This is a genomic window from Evansella halocellulosilytica (genome assembly GCF_002335745.1).
GTDB lineage: Bacteria > Bacillota > Bacilli > Bacillales > Salisediminibacteriaceae > Bacillus_CA > Bacillus_CA halocellulosilytica.
Genome location: NZ_NIST01000001.1, coordinates 4,407,862 through 4,423,337 on the forward strand (window position 1 = coordinate 4,407,862; position 15,476 = coordinate 4,423,337).

General features: G+C 38.1%; 14 protein-coding genes and 1 pseudogene. 3 read left to right on the forward strand and 12 right to left on the reverse strand.

Annotated elements, in window-relative coordinates:
- Window positions 1-9: 9 nt before the first annotated feature.
- The 5 genes from hemB to hemA form a co-directional block, all read right to left on the reverse strand.
- Window positions 10-990: a porphobilinogen synthase gene (gene hemB, locus CD001_RS20965; protein ID WP_096189580.1), complete on the reverse strand. Its 981-nt coding sequence runs from the start codon at window positions 988-990 to the stop codon at window positions 10-12.
- A gap of 155 nt (window positions 991-1,145) precedes the next feature.
- Window positions 1,146-1,925, reverse strand: a complete 780-nt coding sequence (locus CD001_RS20970; RefSeq protein WP_096189581.1) for a uroporphyrinogen-III synthase — start codon at window positions 1,923-1,925, stop codon at window positions 1,146-1,148.
- An 80-nt stretch (window positions 1,926-2,005) separates the two neighbouring features.
- A complete protein-coding gene (gene hemC, locus CD001_RS20975; protein WP_096189582.1) occupies window positions 2,006-2,938 on the reverse strand; it encodes a hydroxymethylbilane synthase in 933 nt (310 codons plus the stop codon).
- A 93-nt stretch (window positions 2,939-3,031) separates the two neighbouring features.
- Window positions 3,032-3,850: a cytochrome C assembly family protein gene (locus CD001_RS20980; protein WP_096189583.1), complete on the reverse strand. Its 819-nt coding sequence runs from the start codon at window positions 3,848-3,850 to the stop codon at window positions 3,032-3,034.
- A 15-nt stretch (window positions 3,851-3,865) separates the two neighbouring features.
- Window positions 3,866-5,254: a glutamyl-tRNA reductase gene (hemA, locus tag CD001_RS20985; RefSeq protein WP_096189584.1), complete on the reverse strand. Its 1,389-nt coding sequence runs from the start codon at window positions 5,252-5,254 to the stop codon at window positions 3,866-3,868.
- 360 nt (window positions 5,255-5,614) lie between these two features.
- On the opposite strand from hemA, the gene CD001_RS20990 reads away from it, so the two are divergent.
- Window positions 5,615-6,100, forward strand: a complete 486-nt coding sequence (locus CD001_RS20990) for a LiaI-LiaF-like domain-containing protein (RefSeq protein WP_096189585.1) — start codon at window positions 5,615-5,617, stop codon at window positions 6,098-6,100.
- A 27-nt stretch (window positions 6,101-6,127) separates the two neighbouring features.
- Here the strand turns inward: CD001_RS20990 and CD001_RS20995 are convergent, their stop codons facing one another.
- Complete coding sequence (locus tag CD001_RS20995; RefSeq protein WP_096189586.1) at window positions 6,128-6,589, reverse strand: PH domain-containing protein; 462 nt, start codon at window positions 6,587-6,589, stop codon at window positions 6,128-6,130.
- Between the two features lie 324 nt (window positions 6,590-6,913).
- Between CD001_RS20995 and CD001_RS21000 the strand changes: the two genes are divergently transcribed.
- On the forward strand, window positions 6,914-7,495 hold the full coding sequence (locus tag CD001_RS21000) for a VanZ family protein (protein WP_179298846.1): 582 nt from the start codon (window positions 6,914-6,916) through the stop codon (window positions 7,493-7,495).
- A gap of 394 nt (window positions 7,496-7,889) precedes the next feature.
- Window positions 7,890-8,084, forward strand: a pseudogene (locus CD001_RS21005) (transposase); the annotation flags it as partial.
- Window positions 8,085-8,187: 103 nt separating this feature from the next.
- Here the strand turns inward: CD001_RS21005 and CD001_RS21010 are convergent.
- From CD001_RS21010 to lon, 6 genes are all read right to left on the reverse strand, one after another.
- Window positions 8,188-8,919, reverse strand: coding sequence for an amino acid ABC transporter ATP-binding protein (locus CD001_RS21010; RefSeq protein ID WP_096189588.1), 732 nt, complete (start codon window positions 8,917-8,919; stop codon window positions 8,188-8,190).
- Between the two features lie 11 nt (window positions 8,920-8,930).
- A complete protein-coding gene (locus CD001_RS21015; RefSeq protein WP_257010001.1) occupies window positions 8,931-9,605 on the reverse strand; it encodes an amino acid ABC transporter permease in 675 nt (224 codons plus the stop codon).
- Window positions 9,606-9,777: 172 nt separating this feature from the next.
- Window positions 9,778-10,605: a transporter substrate-binding domain-containing protein gene (locus CD001_RS21020; protein ID WP_096189589.1), complete on the reverse strand. Its 828-nt coding sequence runs from the start codon at window positions 10,603-10,605 to the stop codon at window positions 9,778-9,780.
- Between the two features lie 304 nt (window positions 10,606-10,909).
- Window positions 10,910-12,124, reverse strand: coding sequence for an IS4 family transposase (locus tag CD001_RS21025; RefSeq protein ID WP_096189590.1), 1,215 nt, complete (start codon window positions 12,122-12,124; stop codon window positions 10,910-10,912).
- 181 nt (window positions 12,125-12,305) lie between these two features.
- Window positions 12,306-12,893, reverse strand: coding sequence for a ribosome biogenesis GTP-binding protein YihA/YsxC (yihA, locus tag CD001_RS21030; RefSeq protein WP_096189591.1), 588 nt, complete (start codon window positions 12,891-12,893; stop codon window positions 12,306-12,308).
- Window positions 12,890-15,214 carry an endopeptidase La gene (lon, locus tag CD001_RS21035; protein WP_096189592.1) on the reverse strand — a complete coding sequence of 775 codons (2,325 nt, stop codon included), beginning with the start codon at window positions 15,212-15,214 and terminating at the stop codon, window positions 12,890-12,892. Before lon ends, yihA begins: the two co-directional genes overlap by 4 nt.
- Between the last annotated feature and the right edge of the window lie 262 nt (window positions 15,215-15,476).

The window sequence follows — 15,476 nt, forward strand, 5'->3', positions numbered from 1 at the left end:
CCTTTCTCCTTAGTTTTCATTTAGCCATTTTACTGCATCTTTTGCAAAATACGTTAAAATAATGTCCGCTCCCGCACGCTTCATGCTGAGTAATTTTTCTAGTACAACTTCTTTTTCATTGATCCAGCCGTTTAATGCTGCCCCTTTAATCATTGAATATTCACCGCTTACATTGTATGCAACGATTGGATAAGGGTGGCGTTCTTTGACGTCTCGAATAATATCTAGGTAAGATAGCGCTGGTTTTACAATTAAAAAGTCAGCCCCTTCTGCTACATCCGACTCAGCTTCACGCAATGCTTCAAGCCGATTGGCAGGATCCATTTGATATGTTTTTCTATCTCCAGATTTAGGTGAACTGTGTGCAGCGTCACGGAATGGACCGTAAAACGCAGAAGCATATTTTACCGCATAACTCATAATCGGTATATTTTCAAAACCTGCTTCGTCTAATCCTTGACGAATCGCTGTAACAAATCCATCCATCATGTTTGAAGGTGCAATAATATCTGCTCCAGCTTCAGCTTGTGATACAGCAGTCTTCGCAAGCAGAGTTAATGAATCATCATTGACAATTTCTCCATCTCGTACGACACCACAATGACCATGATCTGTAAATTGACATAAACACGTATCAGCTATGACTGTCAAATGTGGATATTTCTCCTTTACTTGTCTTGTTGCCTGCTGGACAATGCCATTATGATCATATGCAGACGAACCAACATCATCTTTTTCTGCTGGGACACCAAAAAGAATAATCGACTCAATGCCTAAACTGACGACTTCGTCTACTTCTTCATCTAAACGATCTAATGACCATTGATAAACTCCAGGCATAGATTGAACTTCATTTTTAATATTCATACCATCTTTAACGAAAATCGGATAGATGAAATCCTCTTTATGTAAATGTGTTTCTCGAACAATGTTCCGTATACTTGGTGTCCGACGCAAACGGCGGTGACGTCTAAAATCTGATTTGTTCATAGATAATAACTCCTCCTTTTTCCATTTATACAATAACGTAAATAGAAGCTATATGATTGCAATTTCTCCATCTCTTTCGGGAGGAACATAAACCTTTTAATTGCTATATTTCTTCCTCATCAATCGTAAATGTCCTCTCTTTGTATAAACATGTTCTAATTCATCGTAAAATTCTGCTTTAGTGCTTCCATCATTCCTTCAATCGTATATTCATTTGGAATGATCATCTTTGTGACACCATGCTTTCGAAGTTCATTCGCTGTCACCGTTCCTATCACAGCAAAGGTAACCTCGTCTTGAAATTGTGATTTCACTGATTTTTTTATTAAAGAAAAAAAGGCTCTTACTGTTGAAGGACTTGTAAAAAGGACGACATCGAGTTGATTTTTTATAATGAGTGAATGAAGTCCTTTCTCAGCTTCTTCATTAATACCGGTCTCATAGATGATTACTTCATCGATATCGATACCAGCTTGTGTGAGCTCATAAACAATAACATTTCGTGCTAAATTCCCTCGAGGAAAAAACACTTTTTCTCCATCGCTGAGCTTTTTCTTTAACTCTTGAGCTAAATGTTCAGCATCATATGTGTGAGGAACTAAGTCCGCTTTTAATCCCGCCTCAATTAAGAACTGTTCTGTTTTCTCTCCAACAACAGCGATCTGTTTTTCCATAAGAATATCTCTTTCGATATGATCCTTTGCTAGCGCTTGTAAAAGAAACCGAATGCTGTTCACACTTGTAAATACGACCCAGTCGTACTCAGTGAGTGATCGTAATTTATGACGAACCGGCTCCATGTTTGAAGTCATCTTTATGTGAATGAGTGGTAATTCAACAGATATTCCACCATGGCGTTCAATGACTTTTGTTAACGGATTAGCCTGATGCGCAGCTCTTGGATTTAAGATTCTTAAATCTTGGAGTGATGTCATTGACGGATCAACTCCTTCACTGTGATTGTACAGCAACTGTTAACGTAAAGAATGAACGGTTGCCGTTCACTTTTTATTCATTACTGATCTAACTCTTCCTTAACTTTATCCAACACTTCTTTAGCCCCTTCACTTAACATACTTTGCGCGATTTCTTTTCCAATTGCAACTGGGTCACTTCCGGCAATCATATCTTTGTAAACTTGTTTTCCATCAGGAGAAGCGACGAGAGCAGTTAAAGAAATGTTCCCATCTTGCTGAAGGGTTGCATATCCTGCAACAGGTACTTGACAACCGCCTTCAACGGAGTGTAGAAACGCCCGTTCTGCTGCTACTGTTTTTTCCGTTTCCTCGTGATTAATCTTTGCAAGTAATTCGATGATTTCTTTATCATCCTCGCGACATTCAATACCGAGAGCACCTTGTCCGACTGCCGGTAAACAAATGTCCGGATCTAAAAATTCGGTCACAATGTCTTTTGTCCATCCGACACGCTCAAGCCCTGCAGCAGCTAAAATAATCGCATCGTACTCTTCTTCACGACATTTTTTTAATCGAGTATCAATATTCCCGCGGATCCATTTAATTTCTAAATCAGGTCGTCTAGCTAATACTTGTGCTCCACGGCGCAAACTGCTCGTTCCGACAATAGAACCAGACGGAAGATCCATTAAACGTTGACCACTGTTAGAAATAAATGCGTCTCGAGGGTCGACTCTCTCAGGAACAGCCCCAACAGTTAACCCTTCTGCAATTTCTGATGGGAGATCCTTCATGCTGTGAACGGCCATGTCAATTTCTTTATCGTACATCGCCTGTTCGATTTCTTTAACAAAAAGTCCTTTTCCGCCTACTTTAGAAAGGGTGACATCTAAAATTTTATCCCCTTTTGTAACGATTTCTTTAATTTCGAATTCATAGCCTAAATTCAGAGCTTTTAATTGATCAATGACCCAGCGTGTTTGCGTCATTGCTAAATTACTTCTTCTTGAACCGATTACAATTTTTCTCATATGTCCCTCCACCAATTAAATAATACTAATATATACATATTACTAAATTCATTAAGGCATTGCTAAACTTCATTCGATTGTATGGGCAAACCGCTACCATAGATGAAAATCTGAAAATGCACTTGATAAAAAGTAGTTAATGAGTAAAACGAGGAAAGCACCAATGTTCAGAAGTGCTAAGCTATACCCTCGCTTATGTTTCACCGCACGCTGAAACAAGTAAAAGCCGTACACCGTTAAGACGATAAACGAGCTAATTACTTTTAAGTCTAACCAAGGAACCATCTCAAATTTCACCCATGCCCAAACAATTCCTAAAATAATACCAAGCATCATGAGCGGAAACCCGACCACTGCAAAAATAAATGAAAATCTTTCTAATGTCGATAAGTTTCCGATCCGCCCCATCCGCTGCCCCCATTTTTTTTTCTTCAGCATATGATGCTGTAAAAAATATAAGAAGGAACAAGCAAATGACATCGTAAACGCTCCGTATGATAACAATACTAATGTAACATGAATGACTAAAAGTTCTAAAATTAACAGCTCAGTGAGTCTCGGTGAAACATCACCAGCAGGAGCAAACACACTAATCGTCATGACAGCAAAACCGACTAAATTTACAAAAAAGATAAGAAAGTCCACTCGCTTCATTCGATTGATGACTAATGAAAACGTGACGAGTATCCATGCATATAGAAACATCCCCTCAAAAATGGTCATGAGAGGCAGCCTACCATATTCAATTGTTCTGACGATAAAAAATATGGTTTGAAAAACCCAAACAATAGAAAGCAACCAGAAGGCAATCCGATTGACCTTCTGGTTGTGTTGAATGAAATCAATAAAAAATCCTAGCAAACTTAAGGAGTAAAAAACGATAATTAACATATATAAAATATTTAGTAGCATAATGCAATCCCCTCTCTATACAGAGCGGGCAACAGCCTCATTTTGACAAGCAAGTTTTGCTTTTCGCTTTTCGACATTCCACTTACGTTCAACTTTATCTATATGAATTTCGCATTGTGGGAGCTGTTCTTGCTCTTTTAATTCATCTTCCAATGCAAACACCTTCGTAATGAAGCTTAACAGTTCTTCTGAATTTTCTTCGTCAGGAAGTTCTTTCACCGCTGATATCGGATCACGTAAGAGCTGATTAACAATACTTTTCATATGTTTTCTGATAACCTTTTTTTCGCGTTCTGATAGGTGATCGAGCTTTCTCTCTAAGCTTTCCATCGTTTGTGCCTGCACCGACAGCGCCTTTCCGCGAAGTGCCGTAATAACAGGGACAACACCTAGCGTGTCCAGCCATTGACTGAAATCAACAAGCTCTTCTTCGATCATCAGCTCAATTTTTTCAGCTTCCACTTTTCGTTCTTCAAGGTTTGCGGCGACAATTCCTTGTAAATCATCGATGTCATATAAGTATACGTTCTCTAAATCATCTAGTGCAGGATCTAAATCACGAGGAACTGCAATATCAACTAAAAATAACGGACGCCCATTACGCTTTTTGATAAGCTTCTCAATCGTATTTTTCGTGACGACGTAGTTTTTTGAGCCCGTCGAACTTATTAATATATCTGACTCTAGCAATGTGTCTTCAACAGCCGCCATACTCTCAGCTTTCCCGTGGAACTTAGCAGCAAGTTCTTCTGCTTTTTCAACCGTACGGTTCATGACTGTTATATCGTTTACACCACTTGATGTAAGGTGCTTTGCTGTTAACTCACTCATTTTTCCAGCACCCATAATGAGTACTTTTTTATCTTTAAAATTCCCGAAAATCTTTTTCCCTAGCTCAACCGCTGCATAACTGACTGAAACCGCATTTTCACCAATTGCCGTTTCTGAATGAGCCCGTTTTGCAAGTGTCACAGCTTGTTTAAATAAATGATTAAATATCGTACCCGTTGTGCTTACTTGTTGTGCACAGCTGAACGCCTCACGCACTTGTCCCAAAATTTGCGTCTCACCTAAAACCATACTATCTAAACCGCAGGATACACGGAACAAATGCTCAATGGCATGCTCGTCTTCCCGGATTTGCAAATAAGGTGTAAATTCTTCTTTTGGAATCTCAAACCAATCAGACATAAATGCTTTTGTATAATATCGACCTGTATGAAGCTGATCAGCAACTACATAAACCTCTGTCCGGTTACAAGTCGAAACAATCACACATTCGAGAATGCTCTTTGATTGGCGAAGCTTTGTCAACGCACGATCCAAATCCTCTTGAAACGTAAATTTTTCTCGTATTTCAACTGGAGTTGTTTTATAATTCAAACTGACGACAAGGATGTGCATGCTTTCACCCCCCAGAAATTAAAACCGACTGTATTTTACAACTTTTAATATAAAAAAACAATAAAATTGCTCAAAAATTATTACGTTCTGATAACTCGTTTAATATTATAACATTTCTATGTATAGAAGGCATATGAAAGGTTTGAAGAAACTGTGACAACTTATGGCAGTGCCTTTAGACCGAAAAATAAGAATGCTAAGATTAAGAAAAGTGCAAGGCGCCCGCGTTACTATTTAAATAAAGTTTCCTCTGAATCAACGGTGGATCGTATATTCATTTATTGTGACCAACTAGGGGAATTTTAGTCTGTTATAAAAAAATAAAGATAAATATTTTTGGAATTACAAGGAGTGAATCAAATGCGTCGAAATAGTTTTCTTCCAGGTGTCATTCTAATTGGAATTGGAATTTACTTTTTGTTGCAACAATTTTCAATTAGCTTTCCATATTCCTCTGTCATTTTCTCTTGGCCGACCATCCTAGTATTAATAGGTGTTATTACAGCTTATCAAGGATTCTCTAACCGTGATGACAGTAAGATGTTTACAGGAATTACCTTACTTGGTCTCGGGACCTTGTTTCACGGGGTTCACACATTTGGGCAATGGTCTTATCATTGGGGCTATTTTACACTCATCGTCGGAATTGCCTTTTTAATGAAGTATTCCGTAAATAAACGAGAAGGTTTAATCCCAGCTTTCATACTATTTGCTATCACAGCTTTTGCTTTATTTTCATCTGAAGTCAGCTCATGGATTCGTCAAGTTGCTGGAGGCTTTGAAATGTTTTGGCCGGTTGTACTAATTGGAGCAGGTATGTACTTGTTATTTTTCAGAAAAAAGTAATGACTAAAAAGTCGTAAGCTCATAAGCTTATGACTTTTTTGATTTTAGATCAACATCGATGTTGGGGTTCCGCTTAAACAATTCTTCTATGAATCTTTCCTCATCTTCAGGAGTAATCTTCACACACCCAAATGCTGCATATTTATAATAAACAGAAATCCCTTCAGTCGTCCCCATAATTCGATAGCCAAACCAAGGGTTTGACGTAGAACGAACCTTGGTAATTTGATGATATGGAATTTTACTTCGGATTGGCCCCGCCTTGGCGACTAATCTAGTTTCATCGAATCGATATTCCATGTCGATAAAAATCCAACTCAGACATAAAGTGATTAGGGTAGAAAATAGAATAACCAACCATGACATCACCCATTCAGCTGTGCTTACCGGCCTTACAAGTATAGGAGTGATTGCAGGGGACCCTGTTAATATGATAATGAACACAGCCAAAAGAATCATTTTCAGATCTCTTCTCGTCGAAAACTTCATTCTTCATCCCCCTTCAAATTACTTCATCTATATTAAAATAGGTATCTTGCATTTCCTTAGTCCTACTTGGCATACCTTTTTATAAATATTTAGCTTGATTATGACAATACTCTTTATCTAGTACTTTCTCACTTCTTAAAAATTCCATGTTCACGAAAGACTGAAATATAGTAAAATATGTAATATATACGAAATTTTATAAAAAAATTCTGCAATTAACCAAAATTATCATCAATTATCAATTTATTTACTCGACCGTTTTTAAAATGGTCACGAAGGTATCACAGTTCATTTATGAATCAGTAGTTAATCATGGAGGATCTAATGGGATATCTAATATTTCTCGGACCGCTAGGTACGATCATGTTATTTATTTATATTATATTTGATTTCGTAAAACATCAAAATCGATATTTACTCAATCGAACTATATTATACAGTTTTTTATTTTATATCATCTGGATCGTGCATTATACAATAGGTGGTATTCATATTCCGCCGCTTCATCAAACAGTTGACACATCCGGAAGCATCCAGCTTATTCCATTTTCATTTTTAGCAGAATGGATCAGCCATTATGAAGTTCGCGGCTCGGATTGGCAATTTTGGAATTCGATCAAATTATCTTTTTATAACTTTATTATGTTTGCTCCATTCGGGATTTATTTAGCAAGTTTCTTTCAAATTCAGTCAATGAGAAAAGCTTGCCTCATCTTATTCTTCTCGAGTTTAACAATTGAAACGTATCAACTGATTTTCACGTTTACAGGACTGACAATAACTCGGACATTTAATGTTGACGACTTACTATTAAATACGCTTGGAGGCATGCTAAGTTTCTACGTCATGTCTTTACTAATGAAGAAATATAAAAGAAAGAATAAACAAATAAAATCTGCTTCATAAGCAATTTCTTATTAATTAAAGTTAAGAAAAGAGGGTGTCCCAAAAGCCTAGCTTTTGGTGACACCCTCTTTGTTTTAACTAATTAATTGAAGTAAATGTAATAGGTTCGCTCGAATCGCTCTAGGCGGACGCTTTCACTCCAAAGCACAAGTGCGACATCTACTCATGCAGCACTTCGTTTGCATTCGTAGTGTCTTCTTTGCCGCGGGCAACACTTCAGCCTGATATGAACAAAACTGTCAAGTAGGGTGCGGTATTTCTTTAAAAGATTTGTATTTGGGCACCTTTAATAAAGAAAATGAGTTCTCATTTTCTTATTCGATTAACAACGCTAAAAAAGAGCATAGCGTAGGCTTTATCTGGAGTGCAGGCATGATAGGCTGTTTAGCCGGGCCGAAAGTGTGATGTAGAGCCTGTTTTTGGACAAATAAAATATAACCGAGGCTTTGATCGGTTCCATCTGAGAGGCCTTTCCAAAACTACGCTGGAATGGGGTCTTCTTTGTATTGCCCATAACTTTCTAAAATGGGAAAGACATTCTAAATTCAAAGAACAAAAAGAAAAAAAGAGAGAGCAGAAGGCAGGATAACAGGCCACCCGTCCCCTAAAACAATAAAAAATTAAACGAAATAGAAAAGAGGCCGTCCACTAAAGGTCGCTATTCAGCGACCTTTTGAGACAGTATGTTTTAGTTATAATACTTTACTTAAAAATTCTTTTGTTCTTTCTTTTTGGGGATGATTAAATAAGTCGATAGAAGAACCGTACTCGACGATTTGACCGTCATGCATATATGCTGTGTAATCAGCTACCTCTTTTGCAAACCCCATTTCATGGGTAACGACAATCATCGTCATCCCTTCTTTCGCTAACGTTTTCATCGTTTCAAGCACTTCGCCGACTAGTTCTGGATCGAGGGCTGAAGTTGGTTCATCAAAAAGCATAATTTCAGGTTTCATCGCAAGTGCCCTCGCTATCGCTACACGCTGTTTTTGTCCCCCAGACAGTTTCGATGGATAAACATGATATTTTTCATTTAAACCAACTTTATCTAAAAGCTTTTTGCCTTCTTGTTCTGCTATTTTCCTATCTACTTTTTTTACCATTATCGGGGCCTCGATTACATTTTCTAACACTGTTTTGTGCGGGAACAAATTAAAATGCTGAAATACCATCCCTACTTTTTCGCGCACTTTATTTAAATTGTCTTTCTTCTCATCAATTTCATTTCCGGCAAAAATAACTTTTCCATCATCTTTCATTTCCAAAAAGTTTAAACAGCGCAATAATGTACTTTTACCTGAGCCACTTGCACCAATTAAACAGACTACATCACTTTCATTTACTGTTAAATCAACATCTTTGAGTACGTGTAGATCACTAAAAGATTTATTCAGTTTTTCTACGCGAATCATCTCACTCATCTATAATCCCCCTATTTTTCGCTCTTAGCAAGCCAATCTTCCACTTTATTTACGATTAGTGTAAGAGCCATCACTAATACGAGGTAGTAAATTGCAACAATGATAAACGTCTCCATCGTATTCAACGTTCCAGCAGCAATATTTTGGGCAGTCCGGAATAATTCTGGCATTGCTACAAAAGCTCCTAATGACGAGTCCTTTAATGCAATAATAAATTGATTTCCTAATGGCGGAACGGCTCGTCTGCTTGCCTGTGGCATAATAATTCTCCGCATCGTCAAACTATGAGTCATCCCGAGTGAACGCCCCGCTTCCATCTGCCCTTTATCAATGGATTGGATAGCTCCGCGGAAAATTTCTGCTATATACGCTGAATTATGGATTGCTAAAGCGAGAGATACTGCCCAAAAATCAGAGAGCTGAAGACCTCCTGACAGACCGAAATATAAAACGAAGATTTGAACGATTAACGGTGTTCCACGAATAATTGTAATATAAATATTAGCTAGCCAATTCAAAGGTTGAAAGGTTGATAGTTTTAATAACGCAATGAATAATCCAATAATGGTCCCAATAACGACTGCGGCTATTGTTAAACGAAGGGTGATCCAAGCTGCTTCAAAGAAAAATGGCCAAGTACGAATGAGCTCACTATAAAAAGTTTGAAAATCAAATACTCCTCCAATAATCAATGCTGTCACCTCTTATTAAAGGATCAAAGAGGGCTGACTCAAAAATTAATCGTTTGTTCCTCCTACATAAAGTAGCATTTTCACTTAATCGAAAGCGTGCTCCTTCACATATAGAGAGAACGATGTGCTCATGAGTCAGCCTCTCCTGTCCTCATATTCATGACTGTTATTCTTGCGAAATGTCTTCGTTAAAGTATTTTTCACTGATTTCTAAATATTTTCCGTTATCTTTAATTGCTTGAAGCGCTTCATTTACTGCCTCAAGTAATGTTTCATTCTCTTTTTTCACGGCTATTCCCATATATTCAGTATCAATAAGGTCACCTGTCATTTCTAGTTCTAGATCCTGCTCATTAATATTAATTAACCCTACGAGGCGATCCGTCACGACAGCATCGTGCCGTCCTTGTGCAAGTGACTGCAGCGCAACAACATCGGAATCATAGGTAGATACATCAGACGTATAATCTTGGATCATCTCTTCATAAGTCGTTGCTAGCGCGACAGCTACATTCGTATCTTCATCAACATCATCAATTGACGATATATCACTATCAGGACGAACATATAACTGTGCACCTGAGACATAATATGGGTCAGAAAAATCTACAGATTCTTTTCGCTCATCAGTAATCCCCATACTGCCAATAATCGCATCATATCGATCATCTTGCAGACCTGGAATAATCCCGGAGAAGGAAATTTGATAAGGCTCTCCTTCCACTCCTAGCTCCTCTGCAATCGCCAAACCAATCTCGACGTCAAATCCTGTCAATTCACCATTTTCATCTACAAAACTGAAAGGACGATATTCACCGGAAAGAGCATAAACAAATTTTCCATCCTCTAAAAATAAAGATTCCTCTCCAGCATTTCCTTCACCATCACCAGCTGCATCATCTTCATTATCCCCATTATTACTTTCCCCACAAGCAGTAAGAAGCAATGTTGCTCCTAAAGTGAGTGGAGCAGCTTTTTTCCAAAAATAATTCATATTCATTTTTCCCCCTTTGTTAAGTTAGCTCTTTTCGCAGTACAGGAGCTTTTCTGCAATGTAAATAAAGCATTGACAAGCATTTTCTATTATCCGTATTCATCTCATAAACGAGATATTCACAAAGCAGTATAAGTAATAAAAAACCAGAATATTCCAGGTGCCCAATGGTGTTGCACAATTGTTTTTAAATTCAATATATGTAAATTTTTTCAAGTAACTTTTGTCCTTATGAAGAAAAAAGGGAAACGAGGTAGTGTTTCGACCTTGTTCCCTTTTTTTTACAATTGTCTAAATCATTAAGTTACTTGTGCTTTTTCTTCTTTAATTCTGTTTTATCTAGAGCTACATCCCCAAAATCTGGCTTCACTTTTGGCTTTGGTATGGGCACTTTTTGTCTCCCCTTAGATGTTCTTTTCTTTTTCCGTTTTAAAGCTCTTTTAAATGAGCCAACGGTTTTAAAGAGATAAGTTTGAAGGAGTCTAAAGAATTCCCAAGCAGACTTATTAGAGTTTGTTTGAAGTTTGACGATTAAAGATAATCCATATGCAATTAAAGAGAGAAACATTTGGTTCCAAATACCTTGCGGTTTTGTACTCCAAATTTTGGTTAATCTTAGGTGCTGTTTAATCCACTTGAAAAATAACTCTATCATCCACCGTGCACGATATATATCCATGATTTGTTGATCTGTGAGGTCAAATCTATTCGTTAGAATTCTATATACTCTTTGTTTATCATCGACGAATTCAATGTAGCGTACTGGTGGTTGAGAAACAGTATACGATACCTTAGCGTCTTGAAGCACAGACGGGTGTGTCGGACCATATTCCTCTAAGATGCCTAACCGAAGTGACTTCGTCACTCGCACAACAAATGAGACATCTTTTTCCTGCCACGATTGAAGGTTTTCTCTAGAAGGATAACCGCGATCCATCACGTAAATAGAATTTGATTTTTCTATGATGACACCGGAACTCTCGAAATCGCTTAACTTTGCGGATGACGGAACAATTTTATCTGGATAAACAACATCGGGTGAAGCAACGACTAGCCGAGTATGCATTTTAACTGCAGATTGGTTCTTTGAAATGTATGCCCAATCGCATAAATTTTGTGGCAACCTTATTTCAGTAGAGTCCACAATTCGCAACCAGCCTAAGCCGTTCGGAAGTCCCTTTAGCCCCTGTGTAAGTTTGGCGATTTTTTCCACAACTTTCATAAAGAGCTTTTGTACTAACTCAGTTGGCAAATCATTAATCCTGCGGCTTATCTGAGAACCGCTGATTTCCTTTATACCGATTTCCTCCCGAAGCTTTGGATAAGCTTCTAGTTTTTCTTCCATATGACGATATGAATCCCAATGATCCAATTGAGCGGATACAAGAATTTTTAACAAAGCCTTGGTTGAAAGCTTATAGTTCCTATAATCTAATAAAGGACAATCTAACTCTTCCGAAGGAAGAAGAGATAAGCATTGACAAATGAGCATTTCACGTCCTATAATTTTCTTATTCATTAGGAACTCCTTTTGTAGATGACTTGTTTGTATTAGGGAACAATACAAGGTCAACACATCTACAATAGGAGTTTTTTTATTGAATGTAAATACATATTTTTGAAAAGATGGAATTTATTTAAATTCATGCAACGCCATTGCCAGGTGCCAGGCACCTGGAATATTCTGGTCTGCTTTTCTATTATGAGAATAATAATTTTTCCATCTCTTTCCACGCTTTCTCTTTTCCATGGCCTGTTTCTGAAGAAAAAAGAATGATCGTATCATTTGGATCTAAGTTAAGTTCATCTCTTATAACTTTTTTATGCTTATCCCATTTTCCTTTTGAAATTTTATCAGCTTTCGTGGCTACAACAATAACGGGAACTTCGTGGTGCTTTAACCAGTCGTACATTAACACATCGTCTTCTGATGGTTTATGCCGAACATCAATGAGTTGAACGACTCCTTTCAGCTGTTCTCGTTCTTGAAAGTACTGCTCCATCAGACGGCCCCATGCTTCACGTTCTTTTTTGGACACTTTAGCATAACCATAACCCGGTACATCCACAAAATGGAGCCGGTCATTAATATTGTAGAAATTTAACGTCTGTGTCTTTCCAGGACGTTGAGACGTTCTTGCCAATCCTTTTCGATTAAGAACGGTATTAATAAATGATGATTTTCCAACATTGGAACGACCGGAAAGGGCCACTTCAGGAAATGGCCCTTCCGGAAACTGATAAGCTTTCGCTGCACTAATGACTAACTCTGCTTTCGTTACTTTCATTTCTTTTTCCCCACTAACGCTCTCTTTAATACTTCATCTAAATGCGAAACAGGAATGAAGGTTAAGTCTTTTCGAACACTTTCCGGAATGTCCTCTAAATCTTTTTCATTCTCTTTCGGCATAATAATATGTGTTAATCCAGCACGGTGCGCACTCATCGCTTTTTCTTTTAAACCACCAATTGGCAGCACTCGTCCGCGTAACGTAATTTCACCTGTCATACCGACTTCTTTTCGTACAGACCGTCCTGTTAAGGCAGAAATTAATGCTGTAGCCATCGTAATCCCTGCTGAAGGGCCATCTTTCGGAACAGCACCTTCTGGAACATGTATATGAATATCATTTTTTTCATTAAATTCTGGATCAATTGACAATTCTTCCGACTTTGAACGAATGTAACTGAACGCAGCTTGTGCAGATTCTTTCATCACATCACCGAGCTTTCCGGTTAATGTGAGCTTCCCTTTACCTGGCGAAAGTGACACTTCAATTGTTAATGTGTCTCCTCCTCCAGTTGTGTAAGCCAACCCTGTAGCCGCTCCGATTTGGTCTTCTGCTTCTGCTTTTCCGTAGCGAAATTTCGGTTTACCTAGTAGCGTTTCAATCGTGTTTTCAGTAACAATGACCCGCTTTTTCTCACCCGAAACAATCAGCTTTGCTGCTTTTCGACAAATCGTTGCCATTTGACGTTCAAGATTACGTACACCAGCTTCTCGAGTATAAAAACGGATTACTTTGCGGATCGCTTCTTCTTTTACTTGTAACTTCCCTTTTGTTAAGCCATGATCTTTCACTTGTTTTGGAAGTAAATACTCTTTTGCAATTTCAAGCTTCTCAACTTCCGTGTAACCGGCAATATGAATGACTTCCATTCTGTCCATTAATGGCGCAGGAATTGCAGCAATGTTATTCGCTGTCGTCACAAACATTGTTTTCGATAAATCGTACGGCTCCTCAATAAAATGATCACTAAAGCTGTTGTTTTGCTCAGGGTCAAGTACTTCAAGCATGGCAGCTGAAGGATCCCCTCTAAAATCACTAGCCATTTTATCGATTTCATCTAATAAAAATACCGGGTTTACAGATCCTGCTTTTTTCATCCCTTGAATAATACGTCCAGGCATTGCACCCACGTAAGTGCGGCGGTGACCACGGATTTCAGCTTCGTCCCTGACGCCACCTAGAGACATTCGAACAAAATTTCTCCCTAACGAACGTGAAATGGAACGTGCTAAGGATGTTTTCCCAACCCCTGGGGGACCCGCTAAGCAGAGAATCGGACCTTTTAGTTCATTCGTCAGTTGCTGAACGGCTAAATATTCTAAAACACGCTCTTTTACTTTTTCTAAACCGTAATGATCTTCATCCAAAATTTGTTGAGAGCGGTGAATATCCAGGAGGTCTTCTGTTTCATTTTTCCAAGGAATTTGGACGAGCCATTCTATATAATTCCGAATGACGGAGCTTTCAGCAGAACTCGAAGGAATTTTATCATAACGCTTTAATTCTTTATAAGCTTTTTCTTCTATTGCATCGGGCATATCTGCTGCTTCAATTTTTTCACGCAGTTCTGCAATTTCACCCTCTTTTCCTTCTTTTTCCCCTAATTCTTTTTGAATAGCTTTCATTTGTTCACGCAAATAATACTCTTTCTGCGTTTTTTCCATTGATTTTTTCACACGCTGTCCTATTTTCTTCTCTAGCCCAAGGACTTCTTTCTCGTTGCTTAATACACGCAAGATCTTTTGCAGTCGTTCTTGCAAGTCAAAAGTTTCTAACACATCTTGCTTTTGCGCAACCTTCAATGGCAAATGAGAAGCGATAATATCTGCCAGTCTACCTGGTTCGATAATATCAGTGACAGATGCTAACGTCTCTTGAGAAATCTTTTTTGACATTTGAATATACTGTTCGAACTGATCAAGCACATTTCGCATAAGAGCTTGCTCTTCCACTGTTGCTTCCTGACGCTCATCAAGCAATTCCACATTCACTTCGAAAAATTTATCTTGATCAATAAATTCGTTTATTTTTCCACGCTGTATTCCTTCCACAAGAACACGAATCGTTCCGTTCGGTAGCTTCAACATTTGATTGACTTTAGCTAACGTACCGACCTTATACACATCACTTTGATCAGGTTCATCGATTGAAATTTCCTTCTGCGTTGCCAAGAAAATCTCATGTTCATCTACCATTGCATGTTCTAATGCTTGAACGGATTTATCCCGTCCTACATCCAAATGAAGTACCATTGTCGGATAAACGAGCAAACCTCGTAATGGCAACATCGGGAGTTTTCTTTGAGTATTTTCACTCATATGTAGTACACCTCCACATTCACTGTTACAATCCTACACTTTTAGTTTATATAGACTCATTTATTAAGGCTGTTTTACTTAAGTATATGGTTAAAAAGGACAAAAAGAGTCGGAAAAAAAGGATGTCACTATATCCTCCGAAGCTTTATAAACATCCCCGTATACTTATTGTTTGGAAAAGAAATGAAATCATGCTTCATTCATCCACGATTTTATTGAAAACGCCGAAAAAATGAAAATGGACGCTCCCTCAATCAAGATC